Source organism: Shimia sp. Alg240-R146 (assembly GCF_947331465.1).
Lineage (GTDB): Bacteria > Pseudomonadota > Alphaproteobacteria > Rhodobacterales > Rhodobacteraceae > Shimia.
On record NZ_CAMZOK010000001.1, the window covers coordinates 898,726 to 917,564 of the forward strand.

At 58.6% G+C, this 18,839-nt stretch carries 20 protein-coding genes and 1 tRNA gene; 10 read left to right on the plus strand and 11 right to left on the minus strand.

Annotation, left to right across the window (positions count from 1 at the left end; all coding sequences use genetic code 11):
- Positions 1–48: 48 nt before the first annotated feature.
- On the plus strand, positions 49–1,224 hold the full coding sequence (gene tuf, locus PG871_RS04290; protein WP_270726139.1) for an elongation factor Tu: 1,176 nt from the start codon (positions 49–51) through the stop codon (positions 1,222–1,224).
- A gap of 167 nt (positions 1,225–1,391) precedes the next feature.
- On the plus strand, positions 1,392–2,699 hold the full coding sequence (locus tag PG871_RS04295; RefSeq protein WP_270726413.1) for a tetratricopeptide repeat protein: 1,308 nt from the start codon (positions 1,392–1,394) through the stop codon (positions 2,697–2,699).
- Here PG871_RS04295 and PG871_RS04300 read toward each other — a convergent pair.
- The gene (locus tag PG871_RS04300) at positions 2,678–3,352 is read right to left on the minus strand and encodes a lysophospholipid acyltransferase family protein (RefSeq protein WP_270728714.1); all 675 of its coding nucleotides are present in this window, start codon (positions 3,350–3,352) and stop codon (positions 2,678–2,680) included. The two genes, PG871_RS04295 and PG871_RS04300, sit on opposite strands and share 22 nt — an antisense overlap.
- A 194-nt stretch (positions 3,353–3,546) precedes the next feature.
- On the opposite strand from PG871_RS04300, the gene PG871_RS04305 reads away from it, so the two are divergent.
- Positions 3,547–3,622, plus strand: a tRNA-Trp gene (locus PG871_RS04305).
- Positions 3,623–3,642: 20 nt separating this feature from the next.
- Here PG871_RS04305 and PG871_RS04310 read toward each other — a convergent pair.
- Both PG871_RS04310 and zapE read right to left on the minus strand, forming a co-directional pair.
- Entirely contained in the window at positions 3,643–3,906 is a 264-nt protein-coding gene (locus PG871_RS04310) for a hypothetical protein (protein ID WP_270726415.1), read from the minus strand.
- A gap of 157 nt (positions 3,907–4,063) precedes the next feature.
- A complete protein-coding gene (gene zapE / locus PG871_RS04315; protein ID WP_270726418.1) occupies positions 4,064–5,131 on the minus strand; it encodes a cell division protein ZapE in 1,068 nt (355 codons plus the stop codon).
- Positions 5,132–5,277: 146 nt separating this feature from the next.
- On the opposite strand from zapE, the gene PG871_RS04320 reads away from it, so the two are divergent.
- Complete coding sequence (locus PG871_RS04320; protein ID WP_270726420.1) at positions 5,278–6,510, plus strand: MFS transporter; 1,233 nt, start codon at positions 5,278–5,280, stop codon at positions 6,508–6,510.
- 170 nt (positions 6,511–6,680) lie between these two features.
- Here the strand turns inward: PG871_RS04320 and PG871_RS04325 are convergent, their stop codons facing one another.
- From PG871_RS04325 to PG871_RS04335, 3 genes are all read right to left on the minus strand, one after another.
- Positions 6,681–7,589: an ornithine cyclodeaminase family protein gene (locus tag PG871_RS04325; protein WP_270726422.1), complete on the minus strand. Its 909-nt coding sequence runs from the start codon at positions 7,587–7,589 to the stop codon at positions 6,681–6,683.
- Positions 7,586–8,209 carry an HAD family hydrolase gene (locus PG871_RS04330; RefSeq protein ID WP_270726424.1) on the minus strand — a complete coding sequence of 208 codons (624 nt, stop codon included), beginning with the start codon at positions 8,207–8,209 and terminating at the stop codon, positions 7,586–7,588. The genes PG871_RS04325 and PG871_RS04330 overlap by 4 nt, the downstream gene beginning before the upstream one ends.
- Before the next feature lie 67 nt (positions 8,210–8,276).
- Positions 8,277–9,230, minus strand: coding sequence for a DMT family transporter (locus PG871_RS04335; protein ID WP_270726426.1), 954 nt, complete (start codon positions 9,228–9,230; stop codon positions 8,277–8,279).
- A 164-nt stretch (positions 9,231–9,394) separates the two neighbouring features.
- Here PG871_RS04335 and PG871_RS04340 point away from each other — a divergent pair, with 164 nt between their 5' ends.
- Entirely contained in the window at positions 9,395–10,393 is a 999-nt protein-coding gene (locus tag PG871_RS04340; protein WP_270726428.1) for a glycerophosphodiester phosphodiesterase, read from the plus strand.
- A gap of 114 nt (positions 10,394–10,507) precedes the next feature.
- On the opposite strand, the gene PG871_RS04345 is transcribed toward PG871_RS04340, so the two are convergent.
- The 3 genes from PG871_RS04345 to PG871_RS04355 are packed head-to-tail and all read right to left on the minus strand — an operon-like array spanning position 10,508 to position 12,765.
- Entirely contained in the window at positions 10,508–10,960 is a 453-nt protein-coding gene (locus tag PG871_RS04345) for a YaiI/YqxD family protein (protein ID WP_270726429.1), read from the minus strand.
- Between the two features lie 3 nt (positions 10,961–10,963).
- Positions 10,964–11,797 carry an S-formylglutathione hydrolase gene (gene fghA, locus PG871_RS04350; RefSeq protein ID WP_270726431.1) on the minus strand — a complete coding sequence of 278 codons (834 nt, stop codon included), beginning with the start codon at positions 11,795–11,797 and terminating at the stop codon, positions 10,964–10,966.
- 38 nt (positions 11,798–11,835) lie between these two features.
- On the minus strand, positions 11,836–12,765 hold the full coding sequence (locus PG871_RS04355; protein ID WP_270726433.1) for an AEC family transporter: 930 nt from the start codon (positions 12,763–12,765) through the stop codon (positions 11,836–11,838).
- A 177-nt stretch (positions 12,766–12,942) separates the two neighbouring features.
- Here PG871_RS04355 and PG871_RS04360 point away from each other — a divergent pair, with 177 nt between their 5' ends.
- Together PG871_RS04360 and PG871_RS04365 are read left to right on the plus strand one after the other, a co-directional pair.
- Positions 12,943–13,569 (plus strand): TetR/AcrR family transcriptional regulator, encoded by a 627-nt coding sequence (locus tag PG871_RS04360; RefSeq protein WP_270726434.1) that lies wholly within the window; start codon positions 12,943–12,945, stop codon positions 13,567–13,569.
- A 72-nt stretch (positions 13,570–13,641) separates the two neighbouring features.
- Positions 13,642–14,343 (plus strand): vWA domain-containing protein, encoded by a 702-nt coding sequence (locus PG871_RS04365; protein WP_270726436.1) that lies wholly within the window; start codon positions 13,642–13,644, stop codon positions 14,341–14,343.
- A gap of 61 nt (positions 14,344–14,404) precedes the next feature.
- Here the strand turns inward: PG871_RS04365 and PG871_RS04370 are convergent, their stop codons facing one another.
- The gene (locus PG871_RS04370) at positions 14,405–15,538 is read right to left on the minus strand and encodes an S-(hydroxymethyl)glutathione dehydrogenase/class III alcohol dehydrogenase (RefSeq protein WP_270728715.1); all 1,134 of its coding nucleotides are present in this window, start codon (positions 15,536–15,538) and stop codon (positions 14,405–14,407) included.
- 163 nt (positions 15,539–15,701) lie between these two features.
- Between PG871_RS04370 and PG871_RS04375 the strand changes: the two genes are divergently transcribed.
- Positions 15,702–15,986 carry an I78 family peptidase inhibitor gene (locus tag PG871_RS04375; RefSeq protein WP_270726438.1) on the plus strand — a complete coding sequence of 95 codons (285 nt, stop codon included), beginning with the start codon at positions 15,702–15,704 and terminating at the stop codon, positions 15,984–15,986.
- 25 nt (positions 15,987–16,011) lie between these two features.
- Here PG871_RS04375 and PG871_RS04380 read toward each other — a convergent pair whose 3' ends face one another.
- Positions 16,012–16,437, minus strand: coding sequence for a c-type cytochrome (locus PG871_RS04380; protein ID WP_270726440.1), 426 nt, complete (start codon positions 16,435–16,437; stop codon positions 16,012–16,014).
- 117 nt (positions 16,438–16,554) lie between these two features.
- Here PG871_RS04380 and PG871_RS04385 point away from each other — a divergent pair, with 117 nt between their 5' ends.
- Together PG871_RS04385 and PG871_RS04390 are read left to right on the plus strand one after the other, a co-directional pair.
- Positions 16,555–18,213 carry a Y-family DNA polymerase gene (locus tag PG871_RS04385; protein ID WP_270726442.1) on the plus strand — a complete coding sequence of 553 codons (1,659 nt, stop codon included), beginning with the start codon at positions 16,555–16,557 and terminating at the stop codon, positions 18,211–18,213.
- A gap of 245 nt (positions 18,214–18,458) precedes the next feature.
- A complete protein-coding gene (locus PG871_RS04390; protein WP_270726444.1) occupies positions 18,459–18,806 on the plus strand; it encodes a DUF2794 domain-containing protein in 348 nt (115 codons plus the stop codon).
- Positions 18,807–18,839 lie beyond the last annotated feature (33 nt).

Genomic DNA, 18,839 nt, shown 5'->3' on the forward strand with positions numbered 1-18,839 from the left:
TTGGGAAGCGGGTTGCCCGCTTCCCTTACCAACATCAAGGAGGCCATCATGGCTAAGGAAAAGTTTGAGCGCAGTAAACCGCACTGCAACATCGGCACCATTGGTCACGTTGACCACGGTAAAACCACGCTGACCGCAGCGATCACCAAACAATTTGGTGACTTCAAAGCGTACGACGAAATCGACGGCGCGCCGGAAGAAAAAGCACGTGGCATCACCATTTCGACTGCCCACGTTGAATATGAAACCGACGCGCGTCACTACGCCCACGTCGACTGCCCCGGCCACGCTGACTATGTGAAAAACATGATCACCGGTGCGGCGCAGATGGACGGCGCGATCCTGGTTGTGAACGCAGCTGATGGCCCGATGCCACAGACCCGCGAGCACATCCTGTTGGGCCGCCAGGTTGGCATCCCGGCCATGGTCGTGTTCATGAACAAAGTGGACCAGGTTGACGACGAAGAGCTGCTTGAGCTCGTCGAAATGGAAATCCGCGAACTGCTGAACGAATACGACTACCCAGGTGATGATATTCCTATCATCGCGGGTTCGGCTCTGGCCGCTCTGGAAGATCGTGACGACAACATCGGTAAAGAGAAAATCTCCGAGCTGATGGCGGCTGTTGACAGCTACATCCCACAGCCACCACGTGCCGTGGATGAGCCGTTCCTGATGCCAATCGAAGACGTGTTCTCGATCTCTGGTCGCGGTACTGTTGTAACTGGCCGTGTTGAGCGTGGCGTGATCAATGTTGGCGACAGCATCGAAATCGTTGGCATCAAAGACACCCAGACAACAACCTGTACTGGCGTTGAAATGTTCCGCAAGCTGCTGGATCGCGGTGAAGCAGGCGACAACGTTGGCGCATTGCTGCGTGGTATCGACCGTGAAGCGGTTGAGCGTGGTCAGGTTCTTTGTGCACCTGGTTCGGTTAACCCACACACCAAGTTCGAAGCAGAAGCCTACATCCTGACCAAGGATGAAGGTGGCCGTCACACGCCATTCTTCGCGAACTACCGTCCACAGTTCTACTTCCGTACAACTGACGTGACCGGCACTGTTGAGCTGCCAGCAGGCACCGAAATGGTGATGCCCGGTGACAACCTGAAGTTCAACGTTGAGCTGATCGCACCGATCGCAATGGAGCAGGGCCTGCGCTTTGCGATCCGCGAAGGTGGCCGCACAGTTGGTTCCGGTGTTGTATCCAAAATCGTTGAGTAATTAGCTCACGCTAATTGTTGACTAGAAAAGGGCGTCCTTCGGGGCGCCCTTTTTGCGTTTGGGGAAAGAAGTATTGTGCGTCTAATCTGAATGGGAATAGGTGACTTTCTATTTCCATTTATTGCGGTAATGTTTCGGCGACGAAGACAGATAAAGCTAATGGTTGAATGAATACGCTAAAACTCGCACTACTTTCGCTTCTGCTTGTTCCGACGCCCGCTTTGGCCAAGCCTTTATTGACCAATAGCGAGGACACATATGAAAGCGTTTGTCTGGACTTTGGGGATACACCTGAACGGTTGATCGAAATCTGCACGCGCGCACTTCAGGCCACTGGTGCCACACAGGTCCAGCGGATTGACATGAAAGATTCGCTGGCTTGGGCACATTACAATTTGGACAACGTGCAGGAGGCGGAGCGCCTGTTTGCCGAGATGTTGGCCGACGATCCCAAGTCACCTTTGGCGCTCGTGGGATTGGGCTGGATGGCCCATGATCGGGACGATTACGAAACCGCAGCAGAGCGTTTTGGCGCAGCAGCGGAAATTCGGCCGGAGGAACAAGCCATCGCGGGCTTGGGTAGCAGCCTGTATCGGCTTGGCAAGTTACCGATAGACGACGCGCTTGGATATCTGGATGCGGCCTTGGCCATTTCGCCGAAGTACTACTGGGCGATGCGGCAAAAGGGTTGGCTGCTTTCGGCGGAAGGGCTTTCCGCGGACGCGGTTGCAGCCTTTGAAGAGGTGCTGGAAGTCAACCCTGACGATACCAATGCGATGTATGGTGCGGCCTATGTGTTGTCGAGAGACGACCAATGGCAAGAGGCTTTGCCCTTGGTGAACCGCGCGTTGCAACACAAGCCGGATTTCACGGCGGCCCTGTCGCGCAGATCGCTGATTTTGCTAAGTCTAGGTCGGCCCGCTCAGGCGTTGAAAGACGGAAAACGCGTGATCGAATTGCGGCCCAATGACAGCGATGGCTTTGTCCGCGTCGCGCGGGCACAATCCGCTCTTGGCCGGACAAAGGACGCCATCGCTACGCTGGCAAAAGCCGAGGAGATCGTGGGCTACGACGGATATCTCTTTTATTGGCAGGCGGATTTGCTGTCAGATGCGGGAGATACCGATTTGGCGGTGAAGAAACTGAAGACAGTGATCACTGCCGGAGATGCGGACTATTATGACCACGAATTGCTGTCGGTAATCCAGTTGGATTCGAAGCGCTTTCCGGAGGCCAGAAAGACCGTGGACAAGGCTTTGACGCTTTATCCGCTTGAACCTTACCTGATGTATTATGACTCGCTTATTCTGATAAATGAACAAGAGTACGCGCAGGCGGAGGCTCGGTTCGATGAGGCCGTAGCGGCGGAGCTTCCGGTGGAACGGCTGTCCAACTTTCTGAAACAGCTGGTGGGTGCGGCCCAGTATCTCCAGGCGGTGCAGATGCGGGTGCGCTATTCCTCGTTGGAGGAATGACCAGCCTTTGACCGCGGGTTTTCCGAAGGCTTTCCCAACGCGGCATCGGCTGCGTCCGTGATCTCGTCCAGTGCAGCCTCAAGGCTAAGACGCAGAGCTTCAACCACTTCATCGCTGGGTTTGCGCGGCACCTCTTGTGACCACTCCTGACAGCTGATGACGCCGCGCGAAAACGGCAGGGGTAGCATTTGTTTGTCCCACGTTGGCAGGCGCAGCACGCGCTTTTGGGCGAAGGCCACGGTGAACACCCGAGCACCCGAAGAGCGCTTCCAAACGATTGGCACGGTGGAGGAGACCCTTGCAGGGCCGCGCGGCCCGTCGGCAGCAATTCCGACAGAGCAGCCTTGTTTGATGCGCTTGAGCACTTCGCGAGACAGCGTGACGTGGCGCTTGTGGCTCGACATCGGAATGGTTTCCCAACCCAGCCGCACCAGGATTTGGCCAGCCAACCTACCGGCGCGCGCCGCCGACGTCAGGGCGCAGATACGCGCGCCTTTGGGGGCGTTGAACATGTATGGCGCCATGATAAGGCGTTGATGCCAAACGACAAAAATCACGGGCTCACCACGTGCGACACAGGTGTCCATTTCCTCGCAGCCGGTACGCGACCATTGCGAAGTGCGAAAACAAAACCGTACGTAGGCCGCAAACATACCCTCGATTGCGCTGTTGAAGCGCGGGCTATTGGCAATCGATTTTCTGATGGACTTGAGGCTCACTGGTGATTTCTCGTTGGCAATTTCGGCCTGTCATATCGCGCGCCAGCGACCAAGGCCAGAGCCGCGATAAATTGCGCGATTTCCCTCTTGCCTATGCCGCATGGGTGGCTTAGGACATTCGGCACATTAGGGGTATAGCTCAGTTGGTAGAGCGACGGTCTCCAAAACCGTAGGTCCCGGGTTCGAACCCTGGTGCCCCTGCCATTTTCCAGAAATTTGAAACCTTATGCCTGGTCCGCAAGCCGGGTGCGCGCGACGTCGAGCTTCAGGTGTGCGACCTGCAGGCGGTGCAGTGCCTTGTCTCGGGCCTCATAAAGCCGCCGCATACGTGATCCGGGCGCGCCAATGGTGGAGACTTTGCGGCTGACAGCTCCGGGCACAAGCGTGCGGGCATGGCCAAGCGCCTTTCGCCACGCGAAATCGGCAGCGGTGTAACTTTGGCTGGCCTGTACAAACAGGCGACGACGGGTTTTCAGATCCGGGTGCATGTCGGGACTCCTTTTGCAAAAAAACGAGTGCAGATGGTGTGTAGTGCCGAGCAGTGCAGAGCGCGTAGCTCTGACCCTAGGATAAGAAAACAAGGCATTGTCCGTCAACGCACGGTTTTGCGACCGGAGACAATTAGACCTGCGTTTGCAGTCAAAATCAGGTGGCGTCGCGGCCCCAGTCGGCGTCCTGCATTTCACGAAGTCGGGAGGCCGTGCGTTCAAATTCGAACGTTCCTTCGCCTTCGAGGTAAAGCATTTCCGGCTCTGCCGCTGCGGAACAGATCAGGCGAACTTTGGCCTCATATAAGGCATCGATTAAAGTGACGAAGCGCTTGGCTTCGTTGAAGTTATTGCGGCTGAGGGTCGGGATGTCTTCGAGTACAAGAGCCTTGAGCGCTTCGGCGATGGCGAGATAGTCACCAGGGCCAAGCATCTTGCCGCATAGGTCGTAGAAAGACGCACGGCCCACGCCATTGCGAAACTTGGGTATCTCGACCTGCCGGCCTTTGACGGTGATCATCAAAGGTTCCGCGTTGCCGCCGGTTAAATCGTTCCATATGGCATTGATCTGGTCGCGGGCTTCGGTGCTGGCCTGCACAAAATAGACCTGTGAGCCTGCCAAGCGATTCTGTCTGTAGTCCGTCGGGCTGACCAGTTCCCAGACATGCATTTGTTCTTTGATGAGCGCGATGAAGGGGAGGAAGAGCTGGCGGTTGAGACCGTTCTTGTAGAGGTCATCGGGCACGCGGTTGGATGTGGTAACGATTACGGTCCCCGCGGCGAAGAGTTGTTCAAACAAGCGGCCAACGATCATCGCGTCGGTGATGTCGGTGATCTGCATTTCGTCAAAGGCCAACACGCGGATGGAGTCGGCGACTGCTTTGGCCACCGGAGCGATGGCGTCCTCGACGCCCTCTTTTCGGGCCTCGTGCATGGCGCCGTGGATTTCCTGCATAAAGGCGTGAAAATGCACACGACGCACGGGCACGTCCAAGCTGTCGACAAACAGGTCCATCAACATGGATTTGCCGCGTCCCACGCCACCCCAAAAGTAGAGCCCCTGTATCGGATCCGGCGTAGATTTGCGGAACCAGTTTTTCTTGACCGGTTTGGACAGCTCTGAGCGAATCCGCTCAAATTGCGGCAAGACCGCTTCTTGGGCGGTGTCGTGGTGCAATTCGCCTGCGGCGATGCGGGCGGCGTAGATCTCGGGCACGGTGGTCATAACAATGGCCTTAGCCCAACTGCGCCGCGAGGAAAAGGCACCAGTGGCGGTGGATAAGAGTGTGTGATGCCTCGGTAAACAAATGCTGAATTGACCGGCGGGGTGTTGGGCGTCACTTTGGCATTCGCGCGAAGAGGAGAGAGACCATGCAGGCACGCACGCCGTTGTTTACCCCGGTTCTGATTGTTGGGTGTATCATTGTTTTGGTCAGCTTTGCGGTGCGGTCGAGCTTTGGCGTGTTCCAAATCCCAATTGCGCAGGAATTTGGCTGGCTTCGGGCGGAGTTTTCACTGGCGATTGCTATTCAGAACCTTGCGTGGGGTATTGGACAGCCGATTTTCGGGGCTATTTCCGAAAAAATCGGGGACAAAAAGGCGATTGTGCTCGGGGCGGTCGTCTATGCAATCGGGTTGGTCCTGTCATCATTCGCGGTGACGCCAGAGGCGCATCAAGTCTATGAGATCCTTGTGGGATTTGGCATCGCGGGAACCGGGTTTGGCGTGATCCTTGCGGTTGTTGGCCGTGCCAGTTCTGATGAAAACCGGTCGATGTCTCTGGCGATTGCCACGGCGGCGGGCTCTGGTGGGCAGATATTCGGACCACCTCTGGCGGAGTGGATGCTGTCCTTTATCAGTTGGCAGGAAACCTTCCTTGTTTTTGCAGCTATGATCCTCGCGATGGTGGCATTGCTGCCCTTGATGCGCGCACCGGCGGCCAGCAAGGTTGAGGTGCAAGAAAGCATGGGCGCGACGCTTTTGCGGGCGTTTCGTGACCCGTCTTATACGTTTATTTTTGTTGGCTTTTTTAGCTGTGGCTATCAGCTTGGATTTGTCACAGCGCATTTCCCGGCAATGATCACCGAGATGTGCGGTCCCATTGCGCCGGGCAGTATGCTGGCAGGTTTGGGGGTTACGTCAACCTCAGCACTGGGCGCGGTGGCGATTTCGTTGATTGGATTGGCCAATATTGGTGGCACGCTGTTGGCCGGTTGGGCCGGCAAGCACTATCAGAAAAAGTATTTGTTGGCAGGTGTTTATACCGGTCGCACCATTGCGGCGGCGGTGTTCATCATGATGCCGATTACGCCGATGAGTGTGGTTGTTTTCTCGCTTGTGATGGGGTCACTTTGGCTGGCGACGGTGCCTTTGACCTCCGGTTTGGTGGCGCATCTTTATGGGCTACGGTTCATGGCGACGCTTTACGGAATTGTCTTTTTCTCCCATCAGCTTGGCAGCTTTCTGGGCGTTTGGCTTGGCGGTCGGATGTATGACGCGCATGGCGATTATACGATGGTCTGGTGGATTGGCGTGGGCGTTGGCGCGTTCAGCGCGATTGTGCATCTGCCAATTCGAGAGCGCCGCGGGGCCGTGGCGGCATAAGGCGCGCGACTCAGGGCCAAGCGGCTGGTTAACGGCCAAAAAGGCGATCTGCAAAGCGACAGTAATGCGTCGGTATTGCGTCGGTGTCGATCCGTCGTGGAACCTTGTTAAGGTGGGGGGTGTTGCGTTTGCGGGCTTTTAACAAAAGCCCGTTTGCAAGCCCTCCCGGGCTACTTTTGAAACTGATCCAGAATGTAGCTGCTGGTCATCAAGTCGAGATGCGCGCCGCCGCCGTTCTTAAAGAGCGTGATGTCGTCGTTTGCGTAGCGCTGAAAGGCATCAAGGTTGTAATAATCCGCCAAGACATCCGCTCGGGTGATGACGCCGTCGGCCAGCGGGATCTTCAGTTCTCCGATGTGATCCAGCGTGGTGTCGAAACTGTCGACAAAAATCTGGGCGCGTTGCAGGGCGACATCGTCGATTTCGCGCATGTCAGGGCGGTAGGCGCCGATCAGGTCGATATGTTGGCCCGGTTGCAGCCAGTCACCGCGCAGAGTGGGTTCGGTGGACATGGTGGCAGAGGTCACGATGTCAGCCTCACCCACAGCGGTTTCAAGATCCGTTGCGACAGTCAGCCCGTCGATTTCGGTGGCCATTTTTTCGGCATTGGCCTGCGTGCGGTTCCAGACGGTGAACTGCGCGTTTGGGAAGGCAGCGGAGTAGGCGGCGTGCAGATTGCGGCCAACGGTGCCTGCGCCGACGATCAGGATTTTGGAGCTGTCAGGTCTGGCCAGTCGACGGGCAGCCAGAAGGCTGTCACCTGCGGTCTTCCATTTGGTCACGAGGTGGAAGTCCAGAAGAGCAGCGAGAATACCGTGGGCGTCATCAAACAGCGTGACCGCGCCGTGGATCATCGGCACATCCCGGGACGGGTTGTCGGGAAAAACGGTGGCGGATTTTACCGCGATACCCAACCCGTCAATCCACGCCTGACGCTGTAGCAGCGTGTCTTTGCCACGATAGAGAAAGCTGTCTGAAATTTCGGCCTTGGGCTGTTGGTGCCCTGCCGCGATGGCGTCTGTCAGGCCGAGCCAATCGAGGTTTTTCTCTCCGTCCGCGAAATTGATGATGGTGGTCATTTGGCTTCTTCCTCGGTCAGCAGGCCTTCGGTCACAAGTCGGTCTGCCCAGCCTTGGGGGTGATCAAACAAGTGGGTTTTCCAGCCGCGCGCGGCGGCAGCGTCGATATTCTCCGGACGGTCATCTGCAAAGATCAGGCGGTCAGGGGCGATGCCGCTGTCGGCCTCGACATGCGCGTAAATCGCGGGATCGGGTTTGATCATCTTGAGCCGACCGGAGACGTATTCGCGGTCAAAGCGGGTGAGGAACGGATAGACGGCCTGGCTGAGCGGGAAGTTGTCATGACCAAAATTAGTGAGCGTAAAGAGCGTCACGCCTTTGTCCGCCAGCGCGTTGAGCAATCGCACGGAATGCGGGATCGCGGGTGCCGCAAGGTCGTTCCAGTTGTCGTTCCACATACGCAATTCGCGGGCGTAGTCGGGATATTGCGGGATCAGGCTTTCGATCATGGCGGGCAATGAGGCTCCGGCGTCGATCTGGGCGTGATGGGTGTGAATGTCGGTGTCGGCAAAAAACGCGCGGCGACGGGCCTCGCCCACTGTGCGGTCATAGAAGTTTTCGGGCTGCCATTCGATCAGCACGTTGCCGATGTCAAAAACGACGGCTTGGATATTGGTCATGGTTCGTCAGTCTCTACTCGGTCTCGTTGTTTTTACCCTAGTGGGCGCATGGGGGAGTTGAAAAGAGTTAACGCCGTGCGCGGGGCCGATGGGGCCCGGTGTCGGCTTCGGTACGGGCCTCGCGCCAGAACACAAACAGACCCGAGCCAATGATCAGCACCATGCCGATCCATGTGGTGAGTGCGGGCCATTCACCAAAGATCACCACGCCAAAGGCGACACCCATTGGCATGGCGATATATTCCAGCGGCGCGATCATGGATGCTTCGGACAGGCGGTAGGCTTGGGAGATAAAGAAGCCGCCCATGGCAGACGCGACGCCCAAAAGCGCGAGAATCCAGTAATCCCCGGAGGCCGGCCAATGCCATGCGCGCAGCAGGAAGTCGGTGATCTCGGGGCCGGACCCTTCGTAGGCGCCGTGGCCGAGGGTGAGACCGACGATGGATGAGACAATCACAAAGACGATCTGAATGTAGACCGACATGGTGGCAGCACTTTCGGTGTTGCCGATTTTGCGCGTCAGCACGTGCAGCATGGCGTAGGCAAAAGCGGCGGCAAAGGGGAACAGCAGCGCCACGTTGAACTCGTCAGCACCGGGGCGGATCATGATCAACACACCGATCAGACCGGCGCTGACAGCGGCCATGCGGCGGGGGCCGACGTGTTCGCCCAATAGCAGCGCGGAAAAGGCGGTGATAAGCAGGGGCGAGACAAAGAAGATCGCCATGGCATCGGCCAGAGGCAGCACCGCGAGACCGAGAAAGAAGGTGGTGTTGGCGGCAACCACGCAGAGCCCGCGCAGCAGGTGCATACCAAGCCGTTTGGTGCGCAGCACGGAAAAGCCGCCTTGGAACGGGACGATCACGATCAACAGGATGCCGAGGCCGATCAGCGAGCGAAACAGCACAATCAGGTGCAGGGCGTAGTCGCCCGACAGGAATTTGATTGCGGCATCATTGAGTGAGAAGAAAAACACGGCAATGAGCGCGGAAAGGGGTCCGAGAGGGATGCGGCTGAACATGTGTTCACTTGGGCGGTGTTTTGCGGTGGCTGTCTAGAGAGAAAACGACATTGGGGCGGAAATTTTGGTCACCGGCGCCCGCAGACGTTAGCGACATGTATCTGCTGCTTTGTCATCACGACGGAGTAAGCTAGAGTTGCCGAATTGCGCGGGGAGACTTTGTTTTGAAACGATTTATGGGGATTGTTGCAGTATTGGCTGCGGCGTTTGCGATCTGGCATTTCAAACTGCGACCGGAACCGGTCTATGTCAGCGACGGCTCTGATCCCGGTTGGGTGATCAGTCACAAGACCGCCGGCGCGGAGTATCCCGAAAACACGCTTTTGGGGTTTCGCGAGTCGCTGAAGATGGACGTTGATGCGATCGAAATCGATGTGCATGTGGTCAAAGAAGGCGCAGTGGTGCTGCACCACGATCCGGTGCTGTCGAGCTATAATTGTTTTGAGGACGGGGATGAGACCAAGTTGATTGTGGCGCAGATGACGGTTGCGGAGCTGGCTGCGCTGACCTGTTACAACAGCAAGGTGAAAAAGCCCTACCAGATCGACACGCTGGATGCGCTTTTGACGGATTATGTGGCGAGCGGCACGGACAAGACGTTGCTGTTGGAGGTGAAGGTCTGGGACGAGCTGATCGAGAACAACCCGCTGCATGTGGGGCTCGACATCGGGCAGATGCACTATGAGGATCGCCATGTGGCGGAGCGGGTTTACGCGGTGCTGCGCCAATATCCGAGCGTGAAAAACGTGCAGTTCAACACGTTCAGCCGGTCGTTGTTGCTGGAGTTGAAGGCGCAGATGGCGGCGGAGGAGGGGTTCGGCTTCGGACTGCTGTACAAAGGCCATTACGCGCCGGTCTGGATGGCGCCTCTGGCGTTTGTGATGCGCAAGAAATGCTATGACAGTTGCTGGGCGCCGGATTATGCCGAAGTGCGGCAATGGTTGCGGGACAACGAGATTTCGACCTTCATTCCCAATTTTCCGCAGATCGACAACGTTCTGTTCGGACGGGGATTTCAAAAACACATTGTCGAGCAGAAAGACGGTTTGACGATCTATCCGTGGACGCTGAATAAAGCCAAAGACTGGTCGACGTATCAGGCGATGAATTTCGACGGGATACTGACGGACAAGCCGCAGGATTTTTTGACTTGGGTTGAGTAGAAGCGCTTGGGTCTCATATGGGGCGGGCGTGGTTTCCCGGTGTGATTTGTCCGAGTGATGTCCCCACAAGCGTTTCAATCGCGGATGCTTCTTCCGGGCTAATCTCGGGTGATCTCATCCACGCGACGCCGCTCTGAGTTCGCGCTCCAACGCTTCCAGAAACCGTGAGCGGTCTGTTTTGGTAAAGCCCTTACCGCCACCTTGGCGGAACGGGTCTGCGGCGCGCAGGTCGGCCATCAGGTCGCGGGTTGCCAGAACGTTTCCGATGTTGGCGGCCGTCAGCGCTTCGCCGTTGTGTTTGAGAACCCGCGCGCCCGCCTCGACACATTTGGCGGCCAAGGGAATGTCGCCGGTGATCACCACGTCGCCTTTGGTGGCGCGGTCCGCGATCCACATGTCGGCCACGTCAGGGCCTTCGGGCACAATCACGTTTTCCACTAAGGGATTTTGCGACGGGCGCAAGCCGCCGTTTGAAACCACATAGATCTGAACTTTGTGACGGGTGCCGACGCGTTCAACCTCGGCTTTGACCGGGCAGGCGTCGGCATCGACATAGATGGCTGTCATGGCTTAGTCCGCGTAAAGCGCTTCGGCGTGGAAGGCGACGTGCTCTTCCATGAAGGTCGAGACAAAGAAGTAACTGTGGTCATAGCCTTTTTGCAGGCGCAGGGTGGCTTCTTGACGACGCTCTGCGACGGCTGCGGCAAGCGCTTCGGGTTTCAGAAGATCAATGAACTGATCGTTGGTGCCTGTGTCCACCAGAACGGGCCCGTCAAAGCCTGCGGATTGCATCATCAGCGTGGCGTCGTGGCGTGCCCACGCGGCCTCATCGTCCCCAAGATAGGCTGACAGTTGCTTGCGGCCCCAGTCCGACGCGGTCGGGTTACAGATTGGCGCAAAGGCAGAGACAGACTTGAACCGGCCTGGCAGGCCCATCGCCATGGTCAGCGCGCCATGACCGCCCATCGAGTGGCCCATGATGGATTGGCGCGACATATCCAGTGCGAATTCTTCTTGCAGCATCGACGGCAAATCTTCGGTGATGTAGTCCCACATCTGGTAATGCGGCATCCAAGGCTTCTGTGTGGCATTCACGTAAAATCCGGCGCCTTTGCCAAGGTCATAGCCGTCATCATCCGCCACATCATCGCCGCGCGGCGATGTGTCGGGAAAGACCAGCGCGATGCCCTGCTCGGAGGCCCATTGCTGCGCACCGGCTTTGACCATAGCGTTTTCATGCGTGCAGGTCAGGCCAGACAGATACCAAAGCACGGGCACCGGTGTGTGTTGCGCCTCTTCAGGCAGAAACAGGCCAAACGTCATCTCGCAATGTGTGGAGTGGGACTGATGGGTGTACACGCCCTGTGTGCCGCCAAAGGCGCGGTTTTCCGATACGATTTGCATGATGTGCTCCATAACCCGGCTGCGTTCGGGTCACGATGTCAGAGTTGCAGGGACCATGCAATGACCGCCGAAACGGTGCCGATTGAGATCGCTGTGGAAAACAGGATTGCAGCTGAGACACGGTGCGGCGCAACGCCGTAGTGCTGTGCCAGCATATAGACGTTTCCAGCCACCGGCAGGGCTGCGGCGGCGATCACAACCGAGGCCGAGTAGGCATCGATTGGAAACAGCCACAACACGGCGATGGCGACAAACAGCGGGTGCAAAACCAGTTTGCAGAAGGTCAGCCAAAGCGCCACCTCGACCCGTTCCGCTGATTTGGTGGCAAGCGAGGCGCCAATTGCAAACAGCGCGCCCGGCGTCGCCGCGCCGCCAAGAATGGCGAGGAATTCGTTCATCGGACCCGGGATTGGAATTTCCAGCGCGGACCAGATGAACCCCAGCGAGATCGCCACAATCATCGGGTTGCGGATCAAGCCGCCGCCAACAGTGCGCAGGATGCCAAGGCTCATGCGGCCATCACGAGAGCCGGTGATCAAAATCACGATGAGGCTGGAGAACACAATCAGATCGACGGCGAGCACCATCATCACCGGCCCAATCGCCTCGGGCCCCATCAAAAGCGTCAACATTGGCACACCAAGGAAACCCGCGTTGCCGATCACTGCGCATTGCGCCTCGACGGCGGCGGTGGCGACATCCTGTTTGCGCAGGAAGGCGACGACGGTGGCCAGGCCATAGACCACGGCGCAGCCCCAGAGATAGCCCCCCATCAGCCGCCAGTTCAGAACCTCGGCGAGGCTGAGATTGGCGGCAAACCGGAACAACATCGCGGACAGGGCAAAAAAGAACACGAATTTGGTCAGATAGGCGGTCGCCTCGGCCGAGAAAAACCGCGTCCGCCCGGCCCAGTAACCCAGACCGATGATGGCAAAAAACGGCAATGTCTTCAGAAAGATCGGCAGCATGGCCTATGCCTATCACGCGGCGCAGCGGGGGCAAATGCGCGGCGGCAGGTTTTTTTGACCCGGTTAAAACCGGTTTGGGCTCCGCACCCCTCTATTTGTGTCGGGGTTGGCGCGATGCTTGCTGAAAATGAACCGACCAGTTTATATTCAGATATCGCAACCTGAACTCTAGGCGCAATGAACAAAAACTCAGCCATCATCCGCAAAGGGCGGAAGTATGATCAGGTGCTGGACGGCGCCCGTGATTTGTTCATGGCGCATGGATTTGAAAGCATCGGGGTGGACGACATCGCCCGGCGTGCGGACGTGTCCAAGGCGACGCTCTACAGTTATTTTCCCGACAAACGCATGTTGTTCATGGAAGTGGCGCGGCTGGAATGCCAGCGGCAGGCAGAGACACTTGAAGCCGCAGTGGATGTGGAGCAGCCGGTCGAGGTGGTTCTGGGTGTGGTTGGCAGGGGATTGCTGGAGATCGTCCTGAGTGAGTTTGGCTGGAACATGTTCCGGGTCTGCATTGCCGAAGGCGAGCGGTTTCCCGAGCTTGGGCAGCAGTTTTTTGAGACCGGGCCAAAGATCCTGATCGACCGGATGTGCGCGTTTCTGGAGATCGCTGAGGCGCGGGGCGAGGTTATTGTGGAAGACCGCGCGCTGGCGGCGGACCAGTTTCCTGAGCTGTGCAAGGCGGGCGTGTTCTTAAGGTTGGTGACTGGCGTGCAAACCGAATTCTCGCAAGACGAGATTGATCGTGTGGTTGATGGCGCTGTGGAGATGTTCATGGCGCGCTATGGCGTGAAGGCGGGCTAGCGCACCAAAACGTCATTTCGGCAGCGCCACCTATGATTGGACAGAGGTGAAGCGGGCTGCCAGACTGTCGTGATGACACATCTTTTTCGAACCGGATTTCTGGCCGCGGCAGCCTTGGCTTGCAGCGTCAGTTCCCCTGTTGCCAATGTCGGCGCATGCTCGGTAGACGCGATGTTGGTGTTTGACGGCTCGACATCGATGGCGGAGATCAGTTTCGAAACAGGCCCCAACACGCGCATTGTCGAAGCGCGGCAGGCGATACGGCGGGCGATGCCGGACATCGCGCCTTACCGGCGGGTGGGGCTGATGATCTACGGGCCGGGCCCGAAAGGGGCGTGTTCCAACCTTGATCTGCGCTTTTCACCGATTGAGGCATCGGCGGGGCCGGTGATTGACGCCATAGAGGGTCTCAGGCCGGACGGGCTGACGCCGCTGACAGATGCGGTGCGGCAGGCGGCAGAAGCGATGGATTATCGCAACAGCCCAGGCGTGGTCGTGCTGGTGACCGATGGCAACGAGACCTGCGGCGGTCGGCCTTGCGAATTGGCGCGCCAGTTTCGCGCCACAGCACGCGATTTGGTGGTGCATGTGATTGGGTTTCGGGCGCAAGTGGATTTCTTTGCCTGGAACAATCCAGAGCAGGACCCGTTGGATGGCACCACCGTGGCGAGCTGTCTGGCAGATCAGACCGGCGGGTTGTTTGTGACTACGGAGACGGTGGACGAGTTGGTGGCGGCGCTGCAACGCACGTTGGGCTGTCCGGTGATTGGCTGAGCTGGGCGGTTGGTTGGAAGGACGCGCCCTCGCCAGAGCGCGTCTTTTTTCTTTATGGGCTTTAGAATTCAACCACAGCTCGGATGGATTTTCCGGCGTGCATCAAATCAAAGCCTTCGTTAATCTGATCAAGCGACAGCTTGTGGGTGATCATCTCGTCGATCTCGATTTTGCCGTCCATGTACCAATCCACGATGCCCGGAACATCTGTGCGGCCCTTGGCGCCACCAAAAGCGGTGCCCTTCCACACGCGGCCAGTCACAAGCTGGAACGGGCGGGTGGAGATCTCGGCGCCAGCGGGTGCCACGCCGATGATAACCGACACGCCCCAGCCGCGATGGCTGCATTCCAGCGCGTCGCGCATGACCTGTACGTTGCCGGTGGCATCGAAGGAATAGTCCACACCGCCGAACGTGTCCTTTTCGGTCTTGGTCAACTCGACAATCTTGTCGGTCACCGATTGATCGCCAAGCTTGGAAGGGTTCACAAAGTCGGTCATGCCGAACTTGCGGGCCATGACTTCTTTGTCGTCGTTCAGATCAACGCCGATGATCTTGTCAGCCCCTGCCATGCGCAGGCCCTGGATCACGTTCAGACCAATGCCACCAAGGCCGAACACAGCCGCGGTCGAGCCGATTTCGACGCCTGCAGTATTAATCACCGCGCCGATGCCGGTGGTGACGCCGCAGCCGATGTAGCAGATTTTGTCAAACGGGGCATCGTCGCGCACTTTGGCCAAGGCGATTTCCGGCAGGACCGTATGGTTGGCGAAGGTCGAGCAGCCCATGTAGTGATAGATCGGCGTGCCATCCAACATCGAAAAGCGCGAGGTGCCGTCGGGCATCAGGCCTTGGCCTTGGGTGCCGCGGATTGCGGTACACAGGTTGGTTTTGCCGGACAGGCAAGCGTGGCATTCGCGGCATTCCGGCGTGTAGAGCGGGATCACGTGATCGCCGGGTTTCAGCGTGGTGACGCCTTCGCCGACTTCCATAACAATGCCTGCGCCCTCATGGCCCAGAATGGACGGGAACAGCCCCTCGGGGTCAGCACCCGAGCGGGTGAATTCGTCGGTGTGACAAATGCCTGTGGCCTTGATTTCTACCAGAACCTCGCCCTTTTTCGGGCCTTCGAGGTTCACGTCCATAACTTCCAATGGTTTGCCGGCTTCGAGAGCCACTGCGGCACGGGTGCGCATCATTTCGCCTATCCTCCCTGAATTTTCCAAAGCGTGGTTGAAACACGCGGGCTTTGCAACCTTGTATGACCATGATGACAGGCTGATGCCGTCGCCTCAACAAGCGGGCGAAGCAATTGGGTTGGTTTGCGACAAAGACATGTGCGTTCAAGGAGTTTTCAGCATGGGTATTAAGACACTGGTTGTGGCGGTTGCGTCGGTTGTGACGGTTGCGGGATGCCTCGCGAACGAGGACACGGCGGCAGAGGCACAGGGCAGCGAGATCTGCGAACCGGACACGTTTGAGTTTCTGATTGGTCAGGACAAATCCGCGCTGGACGGTGTAACGGTGCCGGAAATGCTGCGTGTGATGCAGGACGGGTCGCCCGCGACGATGGATTTTCATGAAAACCGTTTGAACGTAATTCACGATGTCGACGGCAAGATCGTTGCCGTGACCTGCGGCTGATCATGGGTCTTGCGCTGCGTTTGCGCTATTTTCGATAGACTTTGTGACAGGCGCCGCAGCTGCCGCCGAGCGACCGCATAGACGCCGCGAGCGCGGCTTGATCCGTGAAATCCAGTGCTTTTGCGGCGGCCTTGAGGGCATCGCCTTTGGTGGTGAAATCTTCCCAGTCGGTCCAGATGTTGGGCAAGGCTTCGGATTTCGGGTCGGTGGCCTCGGCCTCAAACAGCGTTGAAATTTTGCCGGACTGGGTGACGATGGTGTCGCGCGCCATGCGGGCTTTGGCTTGATGCAGGGTGGTTGTGCCTTTGGCCATGTCGCCCAGCGTTTTGGTGGCCGCGCCAATGGCGGCCATGCTGTCCATGCGGGCCATGACCTGTGGGTCTTTGACGCCATCATGGGCCAGCAGTGGCGTGGCAATCAGCAGAGCAGCAATGAGAGGTGTGGGGCGCATGGAATGTCCTTTGGTGTTGGGTGCTTTCACAGCAGCCCAAAGAGGGTCTGGGAATCAAGCAAAAAGTATGAGAACATAAAGTGAACAAATATCACGAATCCGTTCCGGCTGCTGCCCATGCCAAACCGTCGTATCTTATCGCTCTGGTTTCCAAGATTGGGGGCCGAACGTCTGCTCCGGATGGAGCGGGGCACGTTTGACGCGCCTTTGGCGGTGCTGCGCGACACCGGCCAGATGCAGGTGATTTCTTCGATGAATGTGCAGGCCGAGGCCGAGGGGCTGACGCTGGATCAGCCTCTTCGCGATGCGCAGGCGGTCTGTCCGCAGCTGATTACGCGGCTTAGGAATGAGCAGGCCGAGGCGGCGTTTCTGAAAGTGTTGCGGCGCTGGGCGGGCAAGTTCAGCCCTTGGGTGGCAGAGGCGCCGCCCGATGGGTTGGTGATTGATGTGACCGGCTGCACGCATCTGTTTGGTGGAGAGCAGGGGCTGTTGTCGCATGTGGCGCAGGATTGCAATGATCTGGGACTGACAGTGCGGGCTGGTGTAGCGGACACGCTGGGCGCGGCTTGGGCCTTGGCGCGGTTTGCAGCGCAACCCGGGGCCTCCCATCGCAGCGGGGACGACATCGATCAGGAAGCACCGGCAACGCGGTCGCGTGCGGTCAAGCGGCGGCATTGGACGCGGGGTGGCACGCCGCCACCGCTGGCAAGCGGCGTGGCCGATGTGGGCCAGATTGCGCCGCCCGGTCAGGCGCATACTACGCTGGCGGATTTGCCGGTTGCGGGCTTGCGCCTTGAAGGCGACACACAGGCGGAGCTGGCGAGGCTGGGTCTGCGGCGGATTGGCGATTTGACCGGTCAACCCCGCGCGGCGCTGGCGCGGCGGTTTGGCAAAGGGCTGGTGCTGCGGCTGGATCAGGCGCTGGGCAGCGCGCCGGAACCGGTCAGCCCCGCAGCGGTGGAGGCAACGTTTGCCGTCAGGATGACCTTGCCCGACCCGATTGGATTGGAGGACGACGTCTGGGCCGCGATTGACCGGCTGTTGCCGCCGCTGTGCGCACGGCTGCGGGACAAGGGCAAAGGCGTGCGGGTGGTGCGGTTGCAGGTGTTTCGCGCGGATCAGACCATGCAGGGGGTTGAGGTCGGACTGGCGCGGGCGAGCGATGATCCTGACCGGTTGCGGCCTTTGTTGCGGATGAAGCTCGATGATATCGACGCGGGGTTTGGCATCGACATGCTGCGGATCGAGGCGCTGCGGGTGGAAACCCTGCATGCGCGTCACGCGGCGGGGCATCTTGAGGCGGGACAGGCGGCGGCAAAGCGGCTGTCAGAGGCGCATGTGATTGACGATCTGGTGGGCCGGATTGGCGCGCGGGTCGGGCTTGAGCAGATCACGCGCCGCCATCCGGGGGCGAGCCACATCCCCGAGAAGACCGCCCAGATGCAGCATGCGGCGTGGTCGGAGCCGTGGCGGGATGAGTGGCCCGCGCCGACGGTGGCGCGGCCGTTGTTGATGTGGCGGCCCGAGCCGGTGACCGCGCCGGATGTGCCGCGATTGCCGGAGCGGTTTCGCTGGCGGGGGCGCGATTTAGAGGCGACGGGGGCGGCGGGGCCGGAACGCATCGCGCCGGAGTGGTGGTTGGATGAACCGGATTGGCGCAGCGGGGTGCGTGATTACTGGCGGGTCACCTGCGCGACGGGCGAGAAGCTGTGGCTTTATTATGCGCATGGCGGGACCATGTCGGCGGGCTGGTTCTGTCAGGGAAGTTTTGCGTGACCCCCAAACAGAAAAGCCGCCCCGAAGGGCGGCCAACCTGGCGACACAAAAGTGCCTCCGGCGGCACAGACTGGGTGGGGGCAATAACGCCGCGCCGCCGGAGGTAGCGTTTTTGTTTCGCTATGAGGATAAGATGCCGCTTTCCTTTGTCGAAAAAAGGCTCCCTCCAAGGCCATTTGCAGATTTAAATGAGGCAGAATGAGGGCAGGGTTGATTTATCGAAAAAAGCGGGGGAGTCTGAAGGCATGACTGTCCAGCCTCCCATCCCGATGCGCCCCGGGTTCAAAGCCCCGGAACAAGTGGCTTTTCACCGAACGGAACTCGCGGTGATCCTCTCCTTATATGGGCGAATGGTGGCCGCTGGCGAATGGCGGGACTACGGGATTTCCAACCTTCGGGAAGTGGCGGTGTTTTCAGTGTTCAAGCGCACGGCAGAGAACCCGCTTTACCGCATTGAGAAGCGTCCCAAGTTGCGCAATCGCCAAGGGCTTTATGCGGTGATTGGTATGGACGGGCAGGTGCTCAAGCGCGGGCACGACTTAAAGACGGTTTTGCGGGTTCTGGAGAGTAAACTGATCCGTGTGGTTGACTGAATATCCTTTGAAATTGGGTATTTAGGGCCAGAA

What these genes read in the sequence shown, in the direction of transcription:
- PG871_RS04390 (WP_270726444.1), top strand. Translation starts at nt 18,459, where the DNA reads ATGACTGTCCAGCCTCCCATCCCGATGCGCCCCGGGTTCAAAGCCCCG.
- PG871_RS04330 (WP_270726424.1), bottom strand. Translation starts at nt 8,209, where the DNA reads ATGACCAATATCCAAGCCGTCGTTTTTGACATCGGCAACGTGCTGATC.
- PG871_RS04325 (WP_270726422.1), bottom strand. Translation starts at nt 7,589, where the DNA reads ATGACCACCATCATCAATTTCGCGGACGGAGAGAAAAACCTCGATTGG.
- PG871_RS04335 (WP_270726426.1), bottom strand. Translation starts at nt 9,230, where the DNA reads ATGTTCAGCCGCATCCCTCTCGGACCCCTTTCCGCGCTCATTGCCGTG.
- PG871_RS04295 (WP_270726413.1), top strand. Translation starts at nt 1,392, where the DNA reads ATGAATACGCTAAAACTCGCACTACTTTCGCTTCTGCTTGTTCCGACG.
- fghA (WP_270726431.1), bottom strand. Translation starts at nt 11,797, where the DNA reads ATGCAAATCGTATCGGAAAACCGCGCCTTTGGCGGCACACAGGGCGTG.
- PG871_RS04300 (WP_270728714.1), bottom strand. Translation starts at nt 3,352, where the DNA reads ATGTTTGCGGCCTACGTACGGTTTTGTTTTCGCACTTCGCAATGGTCG.
- PG871_RS04355 (WP_270726433.1), bottom strand. Translation starts at nt 12,765, where the DNA reads ATGCTGCCGATCTTTCTGAAGACATTGCCGTTTTTTGCCATCATCGGT.
- PG871_RS04385 (WP_270726442.1), top strand. Translation starts at nt 16,555, where the DNA reads ATGCCAAACCGTCGTATCTTATCGCTCTGGTTTCCAAGATTGGGGGCC.
- PG871_RS04360 (WP_270726434.1), top strand. Translation starts at nt 12,943, where the DNA reads ATGAACAAAAACTCAGCCATCATCCGCAAAGGGCGGAAGTATGATCAG.
- tuf (WP_270726139.1), top strand. Translation starts at nt 49, where the DNA reads ATGGCTAAGGAAAAGTTTGAGCGCAGTAAACCGCACTGCAACATCGGC.
- zapE (WP_270726418.1), bottom strand. Translation starts at nt 5,131, where the DNA reads ATGACCACCGTGCCCGAGATCTACGCCGCCCGCATCGCCGCAGGCGAA.
- PG871_RS04380 (WP_270726440.1), bottom strand. Translation starts at nt 16,437, where the DNA reads ATGCGCCCCACACCTCTCATTGCTGCTCTGCTGATTGCCACGCCACTG.
- PG871_RS04320 (WP_270726420.1), top strand. Translation starts at nt 5,278, where the DNA reads ATGCAGGCACGCACGCCGTTGTTTACCCCGGTTCTGATTGTTGGGTGT.
- PG871_RS04310 (WP_270726415.1), bottom strand. Translation starts at nt 3,906, where the DNA reads ATGCACCCGGATCTGAAAACCCGTCGTCGCCTGTTTGTACAGGCCAGC.
- PG871_RS04370 (WP_270728715.1), bottom strand. Translation starts at nt 15,538, where the DNA reads ATGCGCACCCGTGCCGCAGTGGCTCTCGAAGCCGGCAAACCATTGGAA.
- PG871_RS04365 (WP_270726436.1), top strand. Translation starts at nt 13,642, where the DNA reads ATGACACATCTTTTTCGAACCGGATTTCTGGCCGCGGCAGCCTTGGCT.
- PG871_RS04375 (WP_270726438.1), top strand. Translation starts at nt 15,702, where the DNA reads ATGGGTATTAAGACACTGGTTGTGGCGGTTGCGTCGGTTGTGACGGTT.
- PG871_RS04345 (WP_270726429.1), bottom strand. Translation starts at nt 10,960, where the DNA reads ATGACAGCCATCTATGTCGATGCCGACGCCTGCCCGGTCAAAGCCGAG.